The 24,072-nt window shown below is 76.8% G+C and carries 6 protein-coding genes; all 6 read right to left on the reverse strand.

All coding sequences use genetic code 11. The features are described from left to right. Window positions 1–2: 2 nt before the first annotated feature. Entirely contained in the window at window positions 3–746 is a 744-nt protein-coding gene (locus tag AB0398_RS28625; RefSeq protein WP_366378529.1) for a class I SAM-dependent methyltransferase, read from the reverse strand. Further along, complete coding sequence (locus AB0398_RS28630; protein ID WP_366378530.1) at window positions 743–2,050, reverse strand: activator-dependent family glycosyltransferase; 1,308 nt, start codon at window positions 2,048–2,050, stop codon at window positions 743–745. Before AB0398_RS28630 ends, AB0398_RS28625 begins: the two co-directional genes overlap by 4 nt. A 57-nt stretch (window positions 2,051–2,107) precedes the next feature. Further along, window positions 2,108–3,520: a cytochrome P450 gene (locus tag AB0398_RS28635; RefSeq protein ID WP_366378531.1), complete on the reverse strand. Its 1,413-nt coding sequence runs from the start codon at window positions 3,518–3,520 to the stop codon at window positions 2,108–2,110. Between the two features lie 13 nt (window positions 3,521–3,533). Continuing rightward, entirely contained in the window at window positions 3,534–9,161 is a 5,628-nt protein-coding gene (locus AB0398_RS28640) for a type I polyketide synthase (protein ID WP_366378532.1), read from the reverse strand. 113 nt (window positions 9,162–9,274) lie between these two features. Next, on the reverse strand, window positions 9,275–14,029 hold the full coding sequence (locus AB0398_RS28645) for a type I polyketide synthase (RefSeq protein ID WP_366378533.1): 4,755 nt from the start codon (window positions 14,027–14,029) through the stop codon (window positions 9,275–9,277). Between the two features lie 29 nt (window positions 14,030–14,058). Then, window positions 14,059–24,072, reverse strand: a 10,014-nt coding sequence (locus AB0398_RS28650) for an SDR family NAD(P)-dependent oxidoreductase (protein ID WP_366378534.1), incomplete at its 5' end; no start/stop codon positions are given.

Raw genomic sequence — 24,072 nt, forward strand, 5'->3', positions numbered from 1 at the left:
CGTCACGCCCGGACGCCGACGAAGAGGCCCCGGCCGGACGGGCCGCCCTCCTGGAACTCGACGGCGAGACCGGCGCGGACGAAGGCCCGCTCGTAGGCCTCGCGCGGGAAGAGGGTGATGAGGTGGGTCTCGGAGAGGTGCGCGATGTCCCGGCCGGGCTCGGCGATCAGGTAGTGCACGTCGATGCGGGTGGCGTCGCCCTCCAGGCGCGAGTGCGAGACGCGGGAGACGGTCTTGCCCTCGGCCTCGGTGATGGAGGCGCCGACGAAGCCGGGCGTGAACGTGGCGGGGAACCACCAGGGTTCGACCACGACGACGCCGCCCGGTGCGAGGTGGGCCGCGAAGCGGTCCAGGGCCGCGTCGAGTTCGGCCTGGTCGCGCATGTGGCCGATGGAGCTGAACATGCAGGTGACGGCGGAGAAGGTGGTGCCGAGCGCGAAGTCGCGCATGTCGCCGAGGTGGACGGGCACGCCCGGGTTGCGGCGTACGGCGATGTCCCGCATGTCGGCGGAGATCTCCACGCCCTCGACGGTGTCGAACGCCCGGGTGAGGTGCTCCAGGTGGAGGCCGGTGCCGCAGGCCACGTCGAGGAGGCTGCGGGCGCCGGGCGCGCGGGAGGCGACCAGGGCGGCCAGGTCGGCCGCCTCGCGCGCGTAGTCCTTGCCCTTGCCCTGGTGGACCAGGTCGTAGAGGCGGGCGATGCCGTCCGCGTAGCCGTTGTCCGCGGGGGCTCCGGTGGTGGTCACGTCGTCTCTCCTTGGCTGGGGTGGGCGGTGCGCGGGCGGGCCCGGCGGGCCGCGAGGCGTTCGAGGGCGGGGACGAGCTCCGCCGGTGAGGGGTCGGCGAGGGCCTCGTCGCGCAGCCGGTGCGCGGCCGCCGTGATCGAGGGGTCGGTGAGGGCCCGGACGACCGCCTCGCGCAGGGACGCGGCGTCGAGCTTCTCGGGCGGCAGGTCGATGCCGGCGCCCTGCCGTTCGTGCAGGCGGGCCTTGAGCGGGGCGTCCCACAGGGAGGCCACGATGATCTGCGGCACGCCGTGCAGGGTGGCGGTGTAGCCGGTGCCGGCGCCGCCGTGGTGGACGATCGCGGCGCAGGTCGGCAGCAGGGCGTCCATCGGGACGAAGTCGACGACGCGGATGTTGGCGGGGAGGGCGTCGCGGTCCCGGAGCTGGGTGGCGTCGAAGGTGGCGACGATCTCGGCGTCGACGTCGCCGAGGGCGTGCAGCAGGTCCTCGAAGGGGACCGCGTCGCGGCCGAAGGTCTCGCGGGCGGAGACGCCGAGGGTGACGCAGACCCGCGGCCGGGCGGGCGGGGCGTGCAGCCAGTCCGGGACGACGGCGGGGCCGTTGTAGGGGACGTACCGCATCGGCAGGAGGTCGCCGGGCACGGGGATCCGCAGGCTCGCGGGGGCCGGGTCGACGGTGGCCTGCCCCCGGACGATCTCCTCGACGGCGTCGGCGCCGGGGACGATTCCGAAGCGTTCGAGGGTCCAGGTCACCCATTCGCCCATCGGGTCCTCGCGGCGCTCCCGGGGCTGCGCGGCGAGCAGTTCGAGGAACTGGCGGCGCGCGTTGAGGACCACGTCGGGGCCCCACAGGAGGCGGGCGTGGGCGGCGCCGGTGACGTGCGCGGCGAGGGGACCGGCGTAGGTGAAGGGCTCCCAGAGGACCAGGTCGGGCCGCCAGGAGCGGGCGAACGCCACGAGGTCGTCGATGGTCGTGTCGCCGTTGAGCGGCGCGAACGACATGGCCGTCATCATGGTCTGCTGGCCGAGGGCGTGCTCCCAGCCGATCGGCTCGGTGACCGTGTCGGCGAAGTCGAAGCCCGTCTGGTACGGGGTGGGGTCGCCGCCGATCTGCGTCATCAGCTCGACGATCGAGTCGAGGTCTCCGACGGGCACGGCGGTCAGCCCGGAGCCGTTGATCACCTCGGTGAGCGCCGGCTGGCTGGCCACCCGGACCTCGTGCCCGGCGGCCCGCAGCGCCCAGGCCAGCGGCACCAGGTTGTAGTAGTGGGTGTTGTGCGCGAAGCACGTGATCAGTACGCGCATGGCGTCGTCCGCCCTCGTCTGGCTCGTTGCGGTCGGGGTCGTGGTCGTCGGCCGCCGTCAGGCGGTCCTGGCGACGGGGAGGCGGGCGGGGGCGGCCAGGACCGGTGAGCGCGGTCGCGTGACCTCCTCGCCGTCGGTGCGCAGGGCGGGCAGGGCCCCGGCGAGCGCGCCGAGCGCCGCTCGGGCGATCACCCGGACCAGTCGGCCGGAGAGCGCGAAGTGCAGGTCGCCGGGGAGGCCGAAGGGCGCGGCGTCCGCGGGGGCCGCCGGGTCGCGGTTGACGGCGGCGACGAGAAGGGTGACGCGGCTGCCGGCGGGCAGTGCGGTGCCCGCGAGGACGGTGTCGGCGCGAGCGGTACGGGTCTCCAGCCGGACGGGCGGGGCCAGGCGCAGGGTGTCCGCGACGGCTCCGGCGGCCAGGGCCGGGTCGGCGGCCAGCCGCTGCCAGGCGCCGGGCTCGGCGAGGAGCCGGCGCACGGCGTTGGCGACGAGCACGACGGTGGTCTCGGCGGCGCCGACGGCGAGGATCCGGGCGGCCCGGACGCTGTCGGCCCCGGCCTCGTAGAGGCCTTCGGCGAGCACCGCGGAGAGGGCGGCCTCGGCCCGTTCGGCGGCACGGACGACGGCGTGCGGCTGGGGGCAGAGCAGCCCGTCGAGGGCGTGCCGGCAGTCGGGCAGGATGCGGACGAACCGCTCGTGGGCGGCTTCGGGCAGGCCGAGCTGTTCGCCGATCACCCGGCCGACGAGCGGGCGCGCGAAGTCCTCGGCGAGGTCGAAGCGGTCGCCGAGCCCGGCGAGGAGCGCGCGGGCGAGCGTCACGGTCCGCTTCTCCACGCACTCCTCCTCGGGGGCCCACAGCATGGGGCCGCCGAGGGCGGTGAGCGGGGCGAGGCGGGCGGCGGTCTCCCGGTCCACGGCGAGGACGGCGCTGCGGTACGGGAGCCCGTCCCCGGCGGCGGCCTCCGGCCCGGGGCGGGGGCCGTCGAAGGCGGGGTCCGCGACGACCGCCTCGGCGACGGCGCGGTCGGCCGTCACCCAGGTGTCGAGCGGCGCGCTGTGGAACAGCGGCCCTCCGGCGCGGACGCGCTCCTCGTGGGGGCGGGGGTCCTCGGTGCCGGAGCGCAGGATCAGGCCGTAGGGGTCGTTCCGGGTCCCCGCGAACCACTGGGCGGCACGGGTGAGCTGGTTGCCCCGGGCGCGCCGGGGGTCGGTCGGGACGGCCTCGGGGTACGGGGCGGTCGCCAGGTCCGGGGCGTCGGTGGGGACGGCCTCGGGGTACGGGGCGGTCGCCAGGTCCGGGGCGTCGGTGGGGGCGGCGCCGTGGCTCGGGGCGGTCCCGTGGTCCGGGGTGATCGCCCGGTCCGGGGTGCCGGTCGGGGCGGTCGCGCGGTCGGGGAGGGGTTCGGGGGCGGGGGCGCCCGCCGGGGCGGTCGCGCGGCCCGGGGCGTCGGTCAGCGGCTCCGCTGTCATGTGCGACTCCTCGTCATCGGTCACCGCCGGGCAGCGCGTCGAGCCAGGCGTCGACGGTGCGGGCCGTGGTCGGGGCGTGCTCGGTCATCATCGTGAAGTGGTTGCCGGGTACGTCGGCGACGGCGCGGGCGCCGTCCCAGACGGACCGCCAGTCCGTCAGCGGGTCGGTCCACGGGGCCATGGGCTCGGCGGCCCGCAGGTGCAGGACGGGCGCGCGGGTGGGCCGGGGGGCCCAGTCCAGGAGCAGCCGGTGGAAGGCGCCCATGGCGGTGAGCCGGGTGTCGTCGAGCGGGACGACCGCGCGGTCCGTCGCCCAGCGGAGCATGACGTCCCGCCAGACGCCCATGGCCCCGGGGGCACTGGGGGTGTAGACGTCGGCGAGGACCAGGGCGGCGGGCCCGGCTCCGCGCGCCTCCAGGTGGCGGGTGAGCGCGTGGGCGACGTTGGCCCCGGCGGAGTGGCCGACCAGGGCGTACGGCCGTCCGGCGGCGTACCGTTCGACGGCCTCGGCGTGGGCCGCGCACAGCGCTTCGAGGGTGCCGGGCAGCAGTTCGCCGGGCCGGAAGCCGGGCTGCGGCAGCGCGACGACGGTGCGACGGCCCGCGAGGGCGGCGGCGAGGGCGGCGAACTCGACGGGGCCGGAGACGGCCGCGGTGCCGGTGACCGCGAAGAGCAGCGGGCCCTCGTCCCCGGCGGGGCCGTCGGCCAGCCGGACGGGGACGACGGGCTGCCGCCCGGGGTCGGTGAAGGCCGGGCGCAGGGCGGAGACGGCGCCGAGGGCGTCGACGGCCTCGGGAACCCGGCCGTCGGCGACCGCGGAGCGGTAGACCGCGACCAGCGTGGTGTCGCCGGACCCGGAGCCGGACCCGGAGCCCCCGGCCGGGGGGCCCGCCGCGTCGGCCGGGTCCCGGAGGAGGTCCAGGAGGTGGGCGGCGAGCGCGTCCGGGGTGTTGTGGTCGTAGAGGGCCTCGGGCGGCAGGTCGGTGGCGGTCGCGGCGGTGAGCCGGCGCCGGAGCTCCGCGACGGCCAGGGAGTCGAACCCGGCCAGGGTGAAGGGCTCGTCGGCGGCGACCTCGTCGGGGCTCTCGTACCCGAGCACGGCGGCGGCCTCGGCGCGGACCAGGGCCCGGACGGCGGCGGCGCGCTCGGCCGGGCCGAGGGCGGCGAGTCCGGCGCGCGGGTCGCGCGGCCGGACGCCCGCCGGGGCGGTGCCGTCGGCGGCCGGGGCACGGTCCGGGGCCGGGGGTGCGAGGGCGGAGACGAGCGGGCTGGGGCGGCGGGAGGTGAACCCGAGGGCGAACCGCTCCCAGTCGGTGTCGGTGACGGTGACCTGGGCCTCGCCCGCGGCGACGGCGCGGAACAGCTCGGTGAGGGCGGCCTGCGGGTCCATGGGGCGCACGCCCCTGCGGAGCAGGTACGCGGCGCCCTCGCCGTCGCCCATGCCGCCGCCGCCCCACAGGCCCCAGGCCACGGAGGTGGCGGGCAGGCCGTCGGCCCGGCGCCGCTCGGCGAGCGCGTCGAGCGCGGCGTTCGCGGCGGCGTAGGCGCACTGCCCGGCGCTGCCCCAGACGCCCGCGCCGGAGGAGTACAGGACGAACGCGTCGAGGCCGAGGTCCCGGGTGAGCTCGTCGAGGTGCAGGGCGCCGGCGACCTTCCCGGCGTACACCTCGGCGACGCGTTCGGGGCCGGTCCCGGTGAGCGGGCCGACCTGGGGCACGCCCGCGGCGTGGAAGACGGCGGTGAGCGGGGCGTCGGAGGGGATCCGGCCGAGGAGGCCGGCGAGCGCGTCCCGGTCGGCGACGTCGCAGGCGGCGAAGGTGGCCTTGGCGCCGAGGGCGAGGAGGTCGGCCTCCAGTTCGGCCGCGCCGGGGGCGCCGGATCCGCGCCGGGTGACGAGCAGCAGGTGCTCGGCCCCCTCGCGGGCGAGCCGGCGGGCCAGGTGTCCGCCGAGGGCGCCGGTGCCGCCGGTGATCAGGACGGTGCCGCGGGGGCGGTACGGGGCGGGGACGCGCGGCGCGGGGGCGGCGACGAGCCGGCGGCCGAGGGTGCGGGGGCCGCGGACGGCCACCTGGTCCTCGGGACCGCCGAGGGTTCCGACGAGCAGCCGCCAGGCGTCGTCCTCACCGGCTTCGTCGGCCGGGCCGGTACCGGTTTCGCCTCCGGTTCCGTTCCCCTTTCCGGGCAGGTCGACCAGGCCGCCCCACAGCGCGGGGAGTTCGAGCGCGGCGACGCGTCCGAGGCCCCAGAGCTGGGCGCCCGCCGACCCGGGCCGCTCGCCGGGGGCCGTGGTCACGGCTCCCCGGGTCGCGCACCAGAGGCGGGCGGTCGTGGACGTCTCCTCCATCGCCTGGGCGAGGGCCAGGGTGGCCAGGACGGCGGCCGGTACGAGACCGGTGCCGGGCCGCTCCCGGTCCTCCGCGCCCAGCAGGGAGAGGACCCCCTCCACGGGTGCGACCGCGTCGCCCCGGGCCCCGTCGAGCAGCGCGGCGAGGGCGGCCCTGTCGGTCCGTTCCGGGTCGACCGGGAGGCGCAGGACCCGGGCGCCCCGGGCGCGCAGGGCCCGTTCGGCGCGGTCGGCGGTGGCGGGGTCGGCGGCGGTCCCGGCGGGCTCGACAAGGAGCCAGGTGCCGGTCAGGGGGGCGCCGTCGGGGGCGGGCAGCGGGGTCCAGTCGACGTGGTGGCGGCGGGGTCCGCCGGCCGGGCCGCCGCGCCCGCCGCGCGGGGTGGGGGCGATCCAGTACCGGCGGTGCTGCCAGGCGTACACGGGCAGCGGGAACGGGCGGGCGGGGGCGGCGGGGAAGAGCCGCCCCCGGTCGAGGGAGGTGCCCCGGCTCGCGGCGGCGGCCACCGCCCGCAGCAGGGTGGCGGCCTCGGGGCGGCCCCGGCGCAGCACGGGGACCAGGGCGGCCGGTTCCGTCCCGGGGCCGTCCGCGGACAGCACCTCCTGGGCCATGCCGCAGAGGACGCCGTCGGGGCCGAGTTCGACGAAGGTGGCCGCGCCCAGGTCGCGGGCGGTGCGCACGCCGTCGGCGAAGCGGACCGCCGCGCGGACGTGCCGGGCCCAGTAGGCGCCGGTGCGCAGGTCGTCGCCGGTGGCCCGGCGGCCGGTGACGTCGGAGACGACGGGGATCCGGGGCGCCCGGTACGTGAGCCCGTCGGCCACGGTCCGGAACTCCTCCAGCATGGGGTCCATGAGCGGGGAGTGGAAGGCGTGGCTGACCGTCAGGCGCTTGGTCTTGCGGCCCCGTTCGGCGAGCAGCTCCGCCGCCCGTCCGACGGCCTCCTCCGTCCCGGAGAGGACCACGGACCGGGGGCCGTTGACGGCGGCGACGGCGAGGACGTCCTCGCGGCCGGCCAGGATCTCGCGCACCTCGTCCTCCGAGGCCCGTACGGACAGCATCGCGCCGCCGGCCGGCAGGGCCTGCATCAGCCGGCCCCGGGCGGCGACGAGCGCGCAGGCGTCGTCGAGATCGAGGACGCCGGCCGCGTGGGCGGCGGCGATCTCGCCCACGGAGTGCCCGAGGAGGACGTCGGGGCGCACGCCCCAGTGTTCGAGGAGCCGGAAGAGGGCGGTCTCGACGGCGAAGAGGGCGGCCTGGGCGTACTGGGTGCGGTGCAGCAGGGCTTCGTCCGGGCTGCCGGGGGCGGCGTCGAGGACGGCGGCGAGCGGGCGGCCGAGGCGCGGATCGAGGCGTTCGGCGACGGCGTCCAGGGCGCGGGCGAACACCGGGTGAGCGGCGTACAGTTCGCGGGCCATGCCGGGGCGCTGGCTGCCCTGCCCCGTGAAGAGGAAGGCGGTCCTGGCTTCGCGGCGGCGCACTCCGGTGACGACGGCGGGCGAGGGGGCGCCGTCGGCGAGGGCGCCGAGGGCGCGGGTGAGCTCCTCGTACGAGCCGCCGAGGACGACGGCCCGGTGTTCGAAGGCGGTGCGTGTGGTGGCCAGGGCGTGGCCGACGGCCTCGGCCGTGGCACCGGCGCCGGCCGGTCCTGCGAGGTGGTCGCGCAGCCGTCCGGCCTGGGCGCGGAGGGCCTCGGCGGAGCGGCCGGAGAGGAACCAGGCGGTCGGGAGCTCCGGGGCCGGGCGGTCTTCGGCGCCCGCCGATTCCGGGGCCGGGCTGTTCTCGGTGACCACGTCAGGAGCCGTGACGGGGGCCGCGCCGAGGGCCGCGCCGGAAGTCGTGACGGGAGCCGCGCCGGAGGCCGTAGCAGAGGCCGTGACGGGGGCCGCGCCGGAAGCCGTCACGGCACCGGCGGTCTCCTCCCCCGCCTCCTCCACGATCACATGCGCGTTCGTACCGCCCACGCCGAAGGCGGAGACCCCGGCGCGGCGCGGGCGCGGGCCCGCCGGCCAGGGGACGGGCTCGGTCAGCAGCCGCACCCGGCCCGAGGACCAGTCGACGTGCGGGGTGGGGGTGTCGGCGTGCAGGGTCCTGGGCAGCAGCCCGTGGCGCAGGGCCTGGACGGTCTTGATGACGCCGCCGACCCCGGCGGCGGCCTGCGCGTGGCCGATGTTCGACTTGAGGGAGCCGAGCCACAGGGGCCGGTCCTCCTCGCGGCCCCGGCCGTAGACGTCGAGCAGGGCCTGCGCCTCGATGGGGTCGCCGAGGCGGGTGCCGGTGCCGTGCGCCTCGACGGCGTCGACGGCCTGCGGTTCGAGCCGCGCGTCGGCGAGGGCCGCACGGATGACCCGCTGCTGGGAGGGGCCGTTGGGGGCGGTGAGGCCGTTGCTGGCGCCGTCCTGGTTGACGGCCGAGCCCCGGATGACGGCGAGGACGGTACGGCCCGCCCGGCGCGCGTCGGAGAGCCTCTCCAGGACGAGCACGCCCGCGCCCTCGGCCCAGCCGGTGCCGTCCGCGTCGGCGGAGAAGGCCTTGCAGCGGCCGTCCGCCGCGAGGCCCTTCTGCCGGGAGAACTCGACGAACGCGGCGGCGTCGGGCATGACGGCCGCGCCGCCCGCGAGCGCCAGGCCGCACTCGCCGCGCCGCAGCGCGGCGACGGCCAGGTGCAGGGCGACCAGCGAGGAGGAGCAGGCCGTCTCCACCGTCATGGCCGGGCCCTCCAGACCGAGGGCGTAGCTGATCCGGCCGGAGAGCACCGCGTCGGCGCTGCCGGTCAGGAGGTAGCCCTCGGAGCCGGCCGGGACCCGGTCCAGGTCGGTGGCGTACTCGGCGTGGGCGGCGCCGATGTAGACGCCGGTGCCGGTCCCGCGCAGGGTGCGCGGGTCGAGGCCGGTGCGCTCCAGGGCCTCCCAGGAGACCTCCAGGAGCAGCCGCTGCTGGGGGTCCATGACGACGGCCTCGCGCGGCGAGATCCCGAAGAACGCGGCGTCGAAGTCGGCCGCGCCGTCGAGGAACCCGCCCCGGTCGCAGTACGTGGTGCCCTGCGCCTCGGGGTCCGGGTCGTAGAGCCCGTCGAGGTCCCAGCCCCGGTCCTGCGGGAAGGGCGCGACGGCGTCCGTCCCGGAGGCGACCAGCTCCCACAGGGCCTCGGGCGAGTCGACCCCGCCCGGGTACCGGCAGGCCATGCCGACGACGGCGACGGGCTCGTGGGCGGCCGAGAGCAGCTCCCGGTTGCGCCGGCGCAGCCGCTCGGTCTCCTTCAGCGAGGTCCGTAGCGCCTCCATGAGCTTTTCGGAGGACATGGCCATCGGTGGGGTCCCTCTCTGGACGGTCGGGCGGAGCGGCGGACGGTCGGGCCGGGTCTGCGGGCGGTCGGCCCGGGCGGCGGCCCCGCGGCCGCCGCCCGGGTCACGGGTCAGGCCGCGTCGCGCAGCGCCAGCTCGATCAGCGCGTCCCCGTCGAGTTCGTCGAGCTCGTCGAGGGCGGCGATCTCGTCGAGGTCGCCGATCGCGCCGGCGGCGTCGAGCCGGTCCGTCCCATCGAACACGCCCGCGCCTGAGAACCGCTCGGGCGCCGCCGTGGCGGGCTCGGCGGAGGCCAGGGCGAGCAGGGTGTCCAGCAGTCCCGCCTCGCGCAGCACGTCCAGCGGGAGGGTGGCGAGGGCGGCCCTGATCCGCCGCTCCTCGGGGGTACCGGTGTCCGCCCCGTCGGCCGGACGGAGGAGTTCGGCCAGGTGGGCGGCCATGGCGGCGGCCGTGGGGTGGTCGAAGACCAGGGTGGGGGGCAGCTTGCGGCCGCAGGCGCGGCTGAGCCGGCCCGCCAGCTCGCCCGCCGTGAGGGAGCTGAACCCGAGGTCCTTGAAGGCCTCCTCGGGGTCGACGTCCTCGGGCCCGGCGTGGCCGAGCACGGCCGCGACGCCGCCGCGCACCTCGTCGAGCACGATCCCGTACCGCTCGGCGGGATCGGCGGTGGCGAGCCGGGCGGGCAGCCCGTCCGGGTCCGCCCCGTCGGCCTCCCCGCCGGACGCCCCGGCGGCTCCGTCGCCGGACCCGCCCACGCCGGGCAGTTCGCCGATCAGCGGGCTGGGCCGGAAGGTCGTGAACCCCTTGGCGAAGAGCGGCCAGTCCATGTCGGCGAGCGCGACGCAGCCGTCCTCGCGGTCCAGGGCCCGCGCCAGGGCCGCCACGGCCCGCACGGGGTCCATGGCGCGCAGGCCCCGGCTGCTGAGGAACTCCTCGCCCGCGCCCTCGCCCATGCCGCCGCCGCCCCACAGGCCCCAGGCCACGGAGGTGGCGGGCAGGCCGTCGGCCCGGCGCCGCTCGGCGAGCGCGTCGAGCGCGGCGTTCGCGGCGCCGTAGGCGCTCTGGCCGCCGCTGCCCCAGACGCCCGCGCCGGAGGAGTACAGGACGAACGCGTCGAGTTCACGGGCGCGCGTCAGCTCGTGCAGGTGCAGGGCGCCGGTCACCTTGCCCGCGTACACCTCGGCGAGGGAGCCGGCGTCGGTGTCGAGGAAGGCGGCCGAGTGCGGGACCCCGGCGGTGTGGAAGACGGCGGTGGGCGGGTGGGCCTCCAGGAGGGCGGCCAGGGCGTCGCGGTCGGAGACGTCGCAGGCGGCGACGGTCACCTCGGCGCCCAGGGCGCGCAGTTCCCCGGCCAATTCGGCGGCGCCCGGCGCGTCCGGGCCCCGGCGGCCGGTGAGCACCAGGTGCCCGGCCCCGGCCCCGGCGAGCCAGCGGGCGACGTGGGCGCCGAGGGCGCCGGTGCCGCCGGTCACCAGGACGGTGCCGCGCGGGGCGTAGGCGCGGCGGGCGGGAGCGCCGCCGGCCGGGACGAGCCGGCGGCCGTAGGAGCCGGAGGCGCGGACGGCGACCTGGTCCTCGTCGGCGGTGCCCGCGAGGACGGCGGCCAGCCGCTGCCAGGCGCGCTCGTCGGGGTCCTCGGGCAGGTCGACCAGACCGCCCCAGAGGGTGGGGTGCTCCAGGGCGATGCCGCGGCCGAGCCCCCAGACCTGGGCGCCCTCGGAACCGGGCCGCTCGGCGGGCGAGACGGCGACGGCGCCGCGGGTCGCGGCCCACAGCCGGGCGGTGAGGCCGGCGTCGGCCGCCGCCTGCGCGAGGAGGGTGGTCCCGAGCACGGCGAGGGCCGGTCCGGGGTGGCCGGGGTGCTCGCGCCCGTCGGTCCCGAGCAGGGAGAGGACGCCCGCGAAGGGTCCGCCGCTCCCCTCGCCGGTCTCGTACGCGGTGAGCCGCGCGGTCAGGTCCTCGCGGGTGGCGGTGTGCGCGTCGAGGGTCAGGCGCTCGGTGCGGGCGCCGTGCCGGACGAGCGCGTCCTCGGCCGCGTCGGCGAACGCGTCCGCGCCCTCCGGGAGGACGAGGAGCCACCGGCCGTCGAGCACGGGAGCACCGGTCGCCCCCAGGGGCTTCCAGGTGGTGCGGTAGCGCCAGGAGTCCGTGCCGGTGGGGTCGGCGGCGGGGGCGGACCGGACGGAGGGTTCGAGCCAGTAGTCCTTGTGCTGGAAGGCGTACGTGGGCAGGTCGACGGTCCGGGCGCCCGTGCCCTCGAAGAGGACCGCCCAGTCGACGTCGACGCCCCGGACGAACAGTTCGGCGGCGGAGGTGAGGAACCGCTCCAGGCCGCCCTTGTCGCGGCGCAGCGAACCCCCGGTGAGCACGTCGAGCCCGGCGGCGTCGGCGGTGGCCTGGACGCCCATGATGAGCACCGGGTGGGCGCTGGACTCGACGAAGGTGCCGAAGCCCCGGTCGAGGAGGAGTCGGACGGTGTCTTCGAAGCGGACGGTCTGACGCAGGTTCCGGTACCAGTAGGAGGCGTCGAGCGTGGTGGTGTCGGCCAGTTCGCCGGTCACGGTGGAGTAGAAGGGGATCTCGGAGCGGCGCGGCTGGATCGGAGCGAGTACGTCGAGGAGTTCGGCCTCGATCCGCTCCACGTGTGCGGAGTGGGAGGCGTAGTCGACCGGGACCTGACGGGCCCGGACGTCCTCGGCCTGGCAGACCGCGACGAACTCCGTGATCGCGTCGGCGTCACCGGCGACGACGGTGCTGGAGGGCCCGTTGACGGCGGCCACGCTCAGACGGCCGACCCATTCGGCTTGGCTGAGGCGTTCCTCGACCTGAACGCGCGGCAGCGGGATGGAGGCCATGCCCCCGAGACCGGCCAGCTCGCGGCCGATCACCGCAGCCCGCAGGGCCACGACACGGGCCGCGTCTTCCAGGGACAACGCCCCGGACACGGCTGCGGCGGCGATCTCGCCCTGCGAGTGACCCACCACCGCGTCCGGTACGACTCCGAGCGAACGCCACAGCTCGGCCAGCGAGACCATGACGGCCCAGGTCACCGGCTGCACCACGTCCACCCGGTCCAGCGAGCGGCCTTCCCGTACGACCTCGACCACGTCGAAGTCCACGAACGGCGCCAAGGCGTCGGCGCACTCCCGCAGACGCGCCGCGAAGACAGGAGAGGTCTCCAGCAGACCGGCGCCCATACCGACCCACTGCGTCCCCTGCCCCGGGAACACCAGCGCCCGACGACCCGTCGGCCCTGCCGTGTCCTCGACGACCGTGGTGTCGAGGGTGACCCGCCGGTGTTCGAACACCGAGCGCGAGGTCACGAGGGAGTGGGCGACGTCCAGCGGGCGCGGTGCGTCCGCCGTCTCCAGGCGGGCCCGGAGCCGTTCGGTCTGGGCCTTGAGGGCGGTCTTCGAGCGGGCCGAGACGACCTGCGGGATCACGGGGAGTGCCCGGGTCGCGGGCTCCTCCGTGGTCTCCGGCGCGGGGGCCTGCTCCAGGATGACGTGGGCGTTGGTGCCGCTGACGCCGAAGGAGGAGACGCCCGCGCGGCGCGGGCGCCCGGTCTCGGGCCACGCGCGCGACTCGGTGAGGAGGGAGACGGCGCCGCCGTCCCAGAGGATCTGGGAGGACGGGGCGTCGACGTGCAGGGTCCGCGGCAGCAGGCCCTCCTGGAGGGCCATCACCATCTTGATGACGCCGCCGACGCCGGCGGCGGCCTGGGTGTGGCCGATGTTCGACTTCAGGGAGCCGAGCCACAGGGGCCGTTCGGGGGTGTGCGCGCTGCCGTAGGTGTCGATCAGGGCGTGCACCTCGATGGGGTCGCCGAGCCGGGTGCCGGTGCCGTGCGCCTCGACGGCGTCCACGTCGGCGGCGGTGACCTGGGCGTCGGCGAGGGCCTGGCGGATGACGCGCTGCTGGGCGGCGCCGCTGGGGGCCGTGAGGCCGTTGCTGGCGCCGTCCTGGTTGACGGCCGAGCCGCGCAGGACCGCGAGGACGCGGTGTCCCTTGCGCACGGCGTCGGAGAGGCGTTCCACCAGGAGGATGCCGGCGCCCTCGCCGGGGCCGAACCCGTCGGCGGCCTCGGCGAAGGCCTTGCAGCGGCCGTCGGCGGCGACGCCGCGCTGGCGGGAGAACTGCACGAAGACGGCGGGCGTCGACATGACGGTGACGCCGCCGGCGAGGGCGAGGTCGCACTCGCCCCGGCGCAGCGACTGGGCCGCCTGGTGGAGGGCGACCAGGGAGGAGGAGCAGGCGGTGTCCACGGAGACGGACGGGCCTTCGAGGCCGAGCGTGTAGGAGATGCGGCCGGAGGTGAAGCTGACGACCCCGCCGGTGAGCAGGTCGCCCTCCAGTTGCGCGGAGGGCTCGTGCACCCCGGCGGTGTAGCCGCCGTCCCAGGCGCCGACGAACACGCCGGTGCGGGACCCCTTCAGGGAGCGGGGGTCGACCCCGGCGCGCTCCAGGGCCTCCCAGGAGGTCTCCAGGAGCAGGCGCTGCTGGGGATCCATCGCGACCGCCTCGCGCGGCGAGATCCCGAAGAACGCCGGGTCGAAGGCCCCGGCGGAGCCGAGGAAGCCGCCTTCGCGGCAGTACGAGCGGCCGGCCGCGTCCGGGTCGGGGTCGTAGAGCCCCTCGGTGTCCCAGCCGCGGTCGCCCGGGAAGGGCGAGACCGCGTCGGTGCCGCCGGACACCAGCTCCCACAGGGCCTCGGGGGAGGCGGCGCCGCCGGGGAAGCGGCAGGCCATGCCGACGATCGCGATCGGCTCGTGGGCGCGGGCCTCCAGTTCCTTGAGGCGCTCGCTGGTGCGGTGCAGTTCGGTGGTGGCCCGCTTCAGGTACTCGCGGAGCTTCTCTTCGTTGGCCATGTCTCGTCACCCGTCACGTGCTGTGCGGTTCAGAACCGCTCGTCGATGAATGCGAAGATCTCGTCGTCGTCGGCGTCCTCGATGGACTCGGCCACCGATTCGGCCCCGGTGTCCGCGGGGCGCGGGCCGGCGGGTCCGCCGCCGATGCCGCCCCACAGGCCGGTGAGGGCCGCGAGCCGGTTGGCGATCTCCTTGTGCGCCGTCTCGTCGGGGCCGGCGGTGCCGTCGGCGGTCCGTCCGGCGAGGGCGCCGAACAGGGCCTCCAGGCGGTCGAGTTCCGCCATGACGGAGGTGCCGCGCGCGTCCGGGGCCGGGGCGGCCGCGGGCGCGGTCCCCTCCGGTGCCAGTTCGCGGCGCAGGTGCGCGGCGAGGGCCGCCGGGGTGGGATGGTCGAAGACCAGGGTGGCCGCGAGGCGCAGTCCGGTGGCCGCGGCCAGCCGGTTGCGCATCTCGACGGCGGTGAGGGAGTCGAACCCGAGCTCCTTGAACGCCCGGTCGACGACGATGCCCTCCGGTCCGCCGTGGCCGAGGACGGCCGCGGCGTGGATCCGCACGGTCTCCAGGACCAGTTCCTCTTGGTCCTCGGGGGCGAGGCCGGCGAGCCGGTCGGCGAGGGTCTCGGCGGGGCCGTCCTGGGCGGGCCGGTCGGTCCGGTGTTCCGTGCCGCCGACGAGGGAGCTGAGGAAGGCGGGGACGGGTCCGGCGGCGCGCAGGGCGGCGTGGTTGAGCCGGATGGGGATCTGGAGGGGGCTGTCGACGGCCTGGGCGGCGTCGAAGAGGGCGAGGCCCTCGGCGTCGGTGAGGGGCATGACGCCGCCCCGGGCGAGCCGGCGGTGCATGCCGCTTTGGTCGAGGTGTCCGGCCATGCGGCTGCTGCTGGACCACAGGCCCCAGGCGAGGGACACGGCGGGCAGGCCGAGGGAGCGGCGGTGGCCGGCGAAGGCGTCGAGGAAGGCGTTGGCGGCCGCGTAGCCGCCCTGGCCGGGGCTGCCGAAGAGGGCCGAGGAGGAGGAGTAGAGGACGAAGGCGGACAGGTCGAGGTCGCGGGTCAGTTCGTGCAGGTTGAGCACGGCGTCGACCTTGGGGCGCAGGACGGTGTCGAGGCCCTCGGGGGTGAGGGTGGGCAGGGTGCCGTCGGCGAGGACGCCGGCGGTGTGGACGACGGCGGTCAGCGGCTGTTCCGCCGGGATGCCGGCGAGGAGGGCGGCGAGCTGTTCGCGGTCGGCCGCGTCGCAGGCCCGTACGGCGACCTCGGCGCCCAGGGCGGTCAGTTCGGCGGCGAGTTCGGGGGCGCCGTCGGCGGCGGGGCCCTGGCGGCCGGCGAGGACGAGGTGGCGGACGCCGTGCTCGGCGACCAGGTGGCGGGCGACGGCGCTGCCGAGGGTGCCGGTGCCGCCGGTGACCAGGACGGTGCCGTACGGTCCGAAGGACGGCGGCAGGGTGAGGACGAGCTTGCCGGTGTGGCGGGCCTGGCTGAGGGTGCGGAACGCCTCGCGGGCGTGCCGTATCTCGTGGGTGGTCAGCGGCAGGGGTTCGAGGACCCCGGCCTCGAAGAGGACGAGCAGTTCGCGCAGCATCTCGCCGACGGTGTCCGGTCCGGCCTGCACCAGGTCGAAGGCCCGGTAGCGGGTGCCGGGGTGGTCGGCGGCGATCCGCTCCGGGTCGCGGACGTCGGCCTTGCCGAGTTCCAGGAAGTGGCCGCCGCCGGGGAGGAGCCGCAGGCCGGCGTCGACGAACTCGCCGGCGAGGGAGTTGAGGACGATGTCCACGCCCCTGCCGCCGGTCTCGGCGAGGAACTCGTCGGCGAACTGCACGGTGCGGGAGTTGGAGATCGCCCCGTCGCCGAGGCCGAGGCGGCGCAGGGTGTCCCACTTGCCGGTGCTGGCCGTGGCGTACACGGTCAGTCCGTGGTGGCGGGCGAGCTGGAGGGCGGCCATGCCGACGCCGCCGGCGGCCGCGTGGATCAGGACGCTCTGGCCGGGCTCGGCCTTGGCGAGGCGGGTCAGGGCGTACTGGGCGGTGAGGAACACGGCGGGCACGGACGCGGCCTCGGCGTAGGTCCAGCCGGAGGGGATCGGGGCGACCATGCGGTGGTCGGCGATCGCGTACGGGCCGAAGCCGCCGGTCCACATGCCGAGGACGCGGTCGCCGGGGGCGAGTCCGGTGACGCCGGGCCCGACCTCGGTGACGACGCCGGCGCCCTCGGCGCCCATGACGCCCTCGCCCGGGTACATGCCGAGGGCGATGAGGGTGTCGCGGAAGTTGAGGCCGGCGGCGCGCACGGAGATCCGCACCTGGCCGTCCCGGAGTTCGCCCAGGGTGTCGGGCGCCTCGGCGAGGCGCAGGCCCTCCATCGTGCCGGTGCCACTGGTGGTGAGCCGCCAGGCGGTGGTGTCGGCGGGCGGCACGAGGACGTCGCCGCGGTCGGCGCCGGTCCTGGCGAGCCGGGGGACGCGGACGGCGGTGCCGCGCACGGCGGCCTGGGGTTCGCCGCAGGCGAGGGCGGCGGCCAGGGCGGTGCCGTTGACGGAGTCGGTGTCGACGTCGAGGAGGGCGAAGCGGCCGGGCTCCTCGGACTGGGCGGAGCGGATCAGGCCCCAGACGGTGGCGGCGGAGGGGTCGCCGAGTTCGTCGTCGGCGCCCGCGGCGACGGCGCCGCGGGTGACCAGGGCGAGGGTGGTGCCGGTGAGGGCGGCGCCGTGCTCCAGCCAGGTCTGGGCGAGGTCCAGGGCCCGGTGGGCGGTGGCGTGCGCGGACGCCGCGTCGGGCCGGGGCAGGTGCGGGAAGGAGACGACGACGGTGTCCGGCGCCTGTCCGGCGGCGGCGGCCTCGAACAGCTCGGCCGGGCCGGGGTACCAGTCGCAGGAGGTGCCGGTGGTCTCCAGGGCGGAGGCGACCTTGGCGTGGTCCTCGCCGACGACGGCGATCCGGCGCACGGGCAGGGCCCGGGCGGCGGGGAGCTGCTGCCAGTCGACCTCGTACAGGGCGCCGTTGCGCTTGGCGCGGCCCTCGGGGCCGGCGGCGAGCTGTTCGTCGGAGACGGTCCGCACGACGAGTTCGTCGACGGAGAGGACGGGCCGGCCGGAGTCGTCGGTGCACAGCAGGCGGACCGCCTCGGCGCCGGCCGGGGAGACGCTGACGCGCAGCCGGGCGGCGCCCTCGGTGTAGAGGCGGACGCCGCGGACGGCGAACGGCATGCGGGCCCTGCCGTCCTCGGGGAAGAAGGAGCCGAGGCTCATGGCCTGGAGGGCGGCGTCGAGGAGCGCCGGGTGGAGGCCGAAGCCGGCGGTGGCGTCGCCGGCCTGCGGCGGGAGGGCGACCTCGGCGTGGACGGTGCCGTCCTCGGTCCAGCCGGTGCCGAAGCCCCGGAAGAGCGGGCCGTAGTCGTAGCCGCGGGCGGTGAACCGCTCGTAGAAGGCCTCGGGGTCGGTGTCGGCGGCGGGCCGGGCGGCGGCCGGGGGCCAGACGGCCGGGCCGGCGGGGGCGGGCGCGTCCCCGGTGGGGGCGACGACGGCCTCGGCGTGGCGGCGCCACGGGGTGCCGGGGTCGGCGCCGGCCTCGCGGGAGTGGACGGTGAGGGTGCGCCTGCCGTCCTCGGCGGCGGCGGTGACGAGCAGGCTCAGCTCGACGGCGCCGTTGTCGGGCAGGACCACGGGGGCCTGGAGGATCAACTCGTCGAGGCGGCCGCAGCCGTGCTGGCGGCCGGCCCACAGGGCGAGGTCGACGAGGGCGGCGCCGGGCAGCAGGGCCGTGCCCATGAGGGCGTGGTCGGCCAGCCACGGCTGGGTGTCGGAGCCGAGCCGGGCGGTGTAGGCGACCGCGCCGGACTCGGGGAGTTCGACGCCGCCGCCGAGCAGCGGGTGGCCGGCCTCGCGGATGCCGATGCCGGCGGCGTCGCCGCGCCGGGCGGGCGCGTGGTACCAGTACCGCTCGCGCTGGAAGGGGTACGTGGGCAGGTCGACGCGGCGGGAGCCGGTGCCGAAGAGGGCGTCGGCGTCGATCTCGACGCCGCTGATGTGGGCCATGCCGAGCGCGGCGCCGAACCAGCGGGCGCCGCCCTTCTCGCGGCGCAGGGTGCCGAGGACGGCGGCCCGGCCGCCGACGTCGGCGACGGTCTCCTGGAGGGAGGTGGCGAGCATCGGGTGCGGGCTGGGCTCCAGGAAGACCTCGTAGCCGTCGGCGATCAGGGCGCGGGTGGCCCGCTCGAACTCGACGGGCTCGCGCATGTTCCGGTACCAGTACGCGCTGTCGAGGGCGGCGGTGTCGAGGAGTCCGCCGGTGACGGTGGAGTAGAAGGGGATCTGCCCGGTGCGCGGGGCGACCGGGTCCAGGACCTCCATGAGGTGGTCCCTGAGGGCGTCGACCTGGGCGGAGTGCCCGGCTGTGTCGACGCCGGGGATGGCGCGGGCGTGGATGCCCTCGGCGGTCAGCTCCTCCAGGAGGTCGCGCAGGGCCTCGGGGTCGCCGGCGACGGCGGCGGTGCCGGGGCTGTTGACGGCGGCGACGGACAGCCGGTCGCCGAACCGCTCCAGGCGGGCCCGGATCTGACCGGCGGGCAGGGACACGGCGAGCATGCCGCCCTTGCCGGCCAGGGTCAGCCAGGCCTGGCTGCGCAGGGCCACGATCCGGGCGGCGTCGTCGAGGGAGAGGCCGCCGGAGACGTACGCGGCGGCGATCTCGCCCTGGGAGTGGCCGACGACGGCGTCGGGGTGGACGCCGATGGCCCGCCAGGCCTCGGCCAGGGACACCATCATCGTGAACAGCACGGGCTGGACGACGTCGACGCGGCTGAGCGACGGGGCGCCGGGCACCTGCCGCAGCACGTCCATGACGGACCAGTCGAGGTACGTGCGGAGGACGGCGTCGCAGGCCTGCGCGGACTCGCGGAAGGCCGGCGAGCGGTCGAGCAGGCCCTCGGCCATGGCGGGCCACTGGGAGCCCTGGCCGGGGAAGACGAACGCGATGCGGTCGCCGGGTCCCGCGGTGCCGCGCAGGACGGCCAGGTGCGGCCGGTCCTGGGCGAGGGAGTTGAGGGCGTCGAGGAGCTCCTCGCGGCTCTCGCCGATGACGGCGGCCCGGTGCTCGAAGCGGGCGCGGGCCGTCATCAGGGTGTAGCCGGCGTCGGCCGGGTGCATGCCGGGGTGCTCGGCGAGCCCGGCGCGCAGCCGGGCGGCCTGGGCGCGGAGGGCCGACTCGGAGCGGGCCGAGAACAGCAGCGGGACGGTGACCTCGTCCCACCAGTTGCCGGTCTCGCCGCCGTCCTGCCCGGTGTCGTCGGCGGGGGCGGCGGCCTCGGAGCGCGGCGCCTCCTCGACGATGACGTGGGCGTTGGTGCCGCTGATGCCGAAGGCGGACACGGCGGCGCGGCGCGGGGTGGCGCGCTCGGGCCAGGGCACGTCGTCGGTGAGCAGGGACACCGCGCCCGCGGTCCAGTCGACCCGGGGCGTCGGCTCGTCCACGTGGAGGGTGCGGGGCAGGGTGCCGCCGCGCAGGGCGAGGACCATCTTGATGACGCCGGCGACGCCGGCGGCGGCCTGGGTGTGGCCGATGTTGGACTTGACCGAGCCGAGCCACAGCGGGTCGTCGGCGGACCGGGACCCGCCGTAGGTGGCCAGGACGGCCTGGGCCTCGATGGGGTCGCCGAGTTCGGTGCCGGTGCCGTGCGCCTCGACGGCGTCGACGTCCTCGGGGCGCAGTCCGGCGTCGGCGAGGGCCTGGCGGATGACGCGCTGCTGGGAGGGGCCGTTGGGGGCGGTGAGGCCGTTGCTGGCGCCGTCCTGGTTGACGGCCGAGCCGCGGATGACGGCGAGCACGGGGTGCCCGTTGCGCTCGGCGTCGGAGAGGCGTTCGACGAGGAGCATGCCGGCGCCCTCGCCGAGGGCGACGCCGTCGGCGCCGGCCGCGAAGGCGCGGGAGCGCCCGGAGGGGGACATGACGCGCTGGCGGGAGAACTCGACCAGCATCTCCGGGGTGGACATGACGGTGGCGCCGCCGACCAGGGCCATGCCGCACTCGCCCCGGCGCAGCGACTGGACGGCCAGGTGCAGGGCGACCAGCGAGGCCGAGCAGGCGGTGTCGACGGTGACGGCCGGGCCTTCGAGGCCGAAGACGTACGAGAGGCGGCCGGACATGACGCTGGCGGAGTTGCCGGTGCCGAGGTAGCCGTCGAAGTCCTCCTCGCCGTTCTGCAGCAGTGGCATGTAGTGCTGGCCGTTGGTGCCGACGAACACGCCGGTGCGGGTGCCGCGCAGCACGTTCGGGTCGAACCCGGCGCGCTCGCAGGCCTCCCACGAGGTCTCCAGGAGGAGCCGCTGCTGCGGGTCCATGGCGAGGGCCTCGCGCGGTGAGATCCCGAAGAACTCCGGGTCGAAGTCGGGGGCCTCGTGGAGGAACCCGCCCTCGCGGACGTAGGTGCGGCCCTGCGCCTCGGGGTCCGGGTCGTAGAGCCCGTCGAGGTCCCAGCCCCGGTTGGTGGGGAAGGTGGTGATGGCGTCGCCGCCGTGGGTCACGAGCTGCCACAGCTCGTCGGGCGTGTTGACGCCGCCGGGGAAGCGGCAGGCCATGGAGACGATGGCGATGGGCTCGCCGTCGCCGCCGGCGGGCGCGGTGGCGAACGGGGCGGCGGTGTCGGGCTCCCGCGCCCCGCTGGCCAGGTCGCCCAGGTGGCGGGCGACGGCCGCGGTGGTGGGGTGGTCGAAGACGAGCGAGGGGGCCAGGGCCAGACCGGTGGCCTCCCGCAGCCGGTTGCGCAGCTCGACCGCGGTGACCGAGTTGAAGCCCAGCTCCTTGAAGGGCCGGTCGGCGGCGATGCCGTCGCCGGAGGCGTGGCCGAGGACGGCGGCGACGTGCGTGCGCACCAGGCGCACCAGCTCGCGCCGCCGCTCCTCCTCGCTCTTGTCGCGCAGGACGGCCGCGAGGCCGGTGCCGCTGGTGTCCCGCTCGTCGGCGGCGGCCCGCTCGGCGGCCCGGAACCGCTGGACGGCGGGGAGTTCGTCGAGCAGCGCCGAGGGCCGGGCCGCGGTGTACGCGGGCTCGAAGCGCTCCCAGTCGATGTCGGCGACGGCGACGCCGGTCTCGCCCCGGCCCACGATCCCGTCGAGCACGTCGAGGGCGCGCTCCGGGTCGAGGAAGGACAGGCCGGTGCGGAAGAGCTGCTCGGCGGCGGGCCCGGCGGCGACGTCCTGCCAGGGCGTCCAGGCGACGGAGGTGGCGGGCAGCCCGCGGCTCCGGCGCCCCTCGGCGAGGGCGTCGAGGTACGCCGTACCGGCCGCGTAGCCGCCCTGGCCCGCGCCGCCCCACACACCGGCGACGGAGGAGAAGACGACGAACGCGTCGAGTTCGGCGTCCGCCAGCAGGCCGTCCAGACGGGTGGCCAGGTCGGTCTTGGCCTCGACGGCGGCGGCGAAGCCCTCCATCGTGGTCTCGGTCAGGAGGGTGAGCGGCGCCGTCGGCGGGGCGACGTAGACGGCGGTCGGGGCGTGCCCGGCGAGGAGCGCGCGCAGCTCCTCCCGGTCGTCGAGCGCGCAGGGCACGACGGTGGTGCGGTCGGAGGTCTCCTCCTGGAGGGTGCCGGTGATCCCGGCGAGGACGACCCGCTCGGCGCCACCGGAGAGCAGGCGGCGGGCGAGGGGCCCGGCCACGGCGGCGACGTCGCCGACGACGAGGACGGTGCCGCGCGGGCGGGCCACGGCGGCGGTGGGCGCGGCGGGCGCCCGGACCAGGCGGCGGCCGTACGTGCCGGAGCCCCGGACGGCGACCTGGTCGTCGGTGCCGGGGGCGGCGAGGACCCCGGCGAGCTGCTGGAAGGAGCGGGCGTCGGCGTCGGCCGGCAGGTCCGCGAGTCCGCCCCAGCGGGCGGGGAGTTCGAGGGCGGCGACCCGTCCGAGGCCCCAGATCTGGGCCTGCGCGGGGGACGGGGTCTCGGCCGGGGACACGGCGGCGGCGCCGAAGGTGACGGCCCACAGCCGGGCCTCGGTCCCGGCGTCGGCGGCGGCCTGGGCGAGGGCGAGGGTGCTGGCCAGACCGAGCGGGACGGCCGGGTGGTCGGGGTGCGCGCCCTCCGCGAGGGCCAGGAGGGACAGGACGCCGGTGAGCGGCTCGGCCCCGGCCCGGTCGGCGGACTCGGCGAGCCGGGCCCGCAGCAGGGACCGGTCGGCGGCGGCCGGGTTCACGGCGAACGGCTCGACGACGGCGCCCCGGTCGGCCAGGGCCCGCCGGGCGGCCTCGGCGGCCTCGGAACCGGTCAGCGCCTCGGGCAGGACGAGCAGCCAGCGCCCGGAGAGCCGGGCGGCGGGATCCACGGCGCTCAGGCCCTTCCAGACGGTGCGGTAACGCCAGGCCTCGGGCCCGGAGGCCTCCACGGCGGTGGCGGCCACGGGAGCGGCCGCCTTCTCCAGCCAGTAGCGCTCGTGCTGGAAGGCGTACGTGGGCAGGTCGACGGTCCGGGCGCCGGTGCCCTCGAAGAGGGCGGCCCAGTCGAGGTCGACGCCGCGGACGAACAGCTCGGCGGCGGAGGTCAGGAACCGTTCGAGTCCGCCCTCGTCGCGCCGGAGGGAACCGCCGACGAGCACGTCGAGCCCGGCGGCGTCGGCGGTCTCGTGGATGCCGATGCCGAGGACGGGGTGGGCGCTGGACTCGACGAAGGTGCCGAATCCCCGGTCGAGGAGGAGGCGGACGGTGTCTTCGAAGCGGACGGTCCGGCGGAGGTTGCGGTACCAGTAGGAGGCGTCGAGGGTGGTGGTGTCGGCCAGCTCGCCGGTCACGGTGGAGTAGAAGGGGATCTCCGAGCGACGCGGCTGGATCGGGCCCAGGACGTCGAGGAGTTCGGTCTCTATGCGCTCGACGTGGGCGGAGTGGGAGGCGTAGTCGACCGGGACCTGACGGGCGCGGATGTCTTCGGCCTGGTATGCGGCCACGATCTCCACGATCGCGTCGGCGTCACCGGCCACGACGGTGCTGGAGGGCCCGTTGACGGCGGCCACGCTCAGACGACCGGCCCATTCGCTGGAAGCGAGGCGTTCCTCCACTTGGACACGCGGCAGCGGGATGGAGGCCATACCGCCGAGTCCGGCCAGTTCACGGCCGATTACCCCGGCCCTCAGAGCGACCACGCGGGCCGCGTCCTGCAAGGACAGGGCTCCCGAAACGGCAGCCGCAGCGATCTCGCCCTGCGAGTGGCCCACCACCGCGTCCGGTACGACTCCGAGCGAACGCCACAGTTCCGCGAGCGAGACCATGACGGCCCAGGTCACCGGCTGCACCACGTCGACCCGGTCGAGAGAAGCCCCGGTCCGTACGACCTCGACCACGTCGAAGTCCACGAACGGCGCCAAGGCGTCGGCGCACTCCCGCAGACGCGCCGCGAACACGGGCGAAGTCTCCAGCAGACCGGCGCTCATCCCCACCCACTGCGTCCCCTGCCCCGGGAACACCAGCACCCGACGGCCGTGGTCCCCGGCCGTGCCCTCGATCTTCAGGTCGCCGAGGGAGACGGAGCGGTGGTCCAGGTGCGAGCGGCCGGTGGCGAGGCTGAGGGCCACGTCGAGCGGGCGCAGCCCCGGGTCGGCCTCCGTGCGGGCCCGCAGCCGGGCGGACTGTGCTTCCAGGGCGGTCGCCGACTTCGCGGACACCACCAGGGGGACGAGCGGGAGTTCGCGGGTGGCGGGCTCCTCGGCCTCTTCCCGTACGGGAGCCTGCTCCAGGATGACGTGGGCGTTGGTGCCGCTGACGCCGAAGGAGGAGACGCCCGCGCGGCGCGGACGCCCGGTCTCCGGCCACGTACGCGACTCGGTGAGGAGGGAGACAGCGCCGGCCTCCCAGTCGACCTGGGAGGACGGGGCGTCGACGTGCAGGGTCTTGGGCAGGACGCCCTCCCGCATGGCCATCACCATCTTGATGACGCCGCCGACGCCGGCGGCGGCCTGCGCGTGGCCGATGTTGGACTTCAGTGAGCCCAGCCACAAGGGCTGCTCCGCCGGACGCCGGCCGTAGGTCGCCAGCAGCGCCTGCGCCTCGATCGGGTCGCCCAGCTTGGTGCCCGTGCC

This window comes from Streptomyces sp. NPDC086147, assembly GCF_040702165.1.
Taxonomy (GTDB): domain Bacteria; phylum Actinomycetota; class Actinomycetes; order Streptomycetales; family Streptomycetaceae; genus Streptomyces.

Coding starts and splice junctions, on each gene's coding strand:
- AB0398_RS28630 (WP_366378530.1), bottom strand. CDS start 2,050: ATGCGCGTACTGATCACGTGCTTCGCGCACAACACCCACTACTACAAC.
- AB0398_RS28640 (WP_366378532.1), bottom strand. CDS start 9,161: ATGTCCTCCGAAAAGCTCATGGAGGCGCTACGGACCTCGCTGAAGGAG.
- AB0398_RS28645 (WP_366378533.1), bottom strand. CDS start 14,029: ATGGCCAACGAAGAGAAGCTCCGCGAGTACCTGAAGCGGGCCACCACC.
- AB0398_RS28635 (WP_366378531.1), bottom strand. CDS start 3,520: ATGACAGCGGAGCCGCTGACCGACGCCCCGGGCCGCGCGACCGCCCCG.